This window comes from Microtetraspora sp. AC03309, assembly GCF_020826795.1.
GTDB classification, from domain to species: Bacteria; Actinomycetota; Actinomycetes; order Streptosporangiales; family Streptosporangiaceae; genus Microtetraspora; species Microtetraspora glauca.
Genome location: NZ_JADDIL010000567.1, coordinates 1 through 418, shown reverse-complemented (window position 1 = coordinate 418; position 418 = coordinate 1). Strand labels below are relative to the sequence as shown.

The window sequence follows — 418 nt, the reverse complement described above, 5'->3', positions numbered from 1 at the left end:
GTCTGCTGGACGCCTACGCCAAGCCTCGGGCCGAGGGTGATGACCGGCCGCTGCGGGTCCGGAACGCCGACACGTTGATCGCCATGCTGGAACAGCAGATCGGCACCGAACTCCTTGTGCTGATCAACGCCGAGTCCCTCCCGGATGACCCGCCACCCACCACCACCACCGCCGCCGCCGCCGCCGAGGACACCACCACCGCCAGCGAGACCGCCACCGCCGACGACACCGCGACCATGGACGCCAGCACCGAGGACGCCGCGACAGAGGGCACCAGCACCAGGGACGCCAGCACCAGGGACGCCAGCACCAGGGCCACCCGGGCCGAGGACACCGCTCGGCCCCGCGCTTCGGCCAAGAACGCCACGGCCAGGGACGCCACGGCTCAGGGCACCGCAGCTCGGGGCGCCACAGCTCA

At 72.5% G+C, this 418-nt stretch carries 1 protein-coding gene; it reads left to right on the top strand.

The annotated features are described in order from the left end of the window. The coding region (locus tag IMZ11_RS44390) for a hypothetical protein (RefSeq protein ID WP_228649794.1) at positions 1 to 418 on the top strand (418 nt) is incomplete at both ends.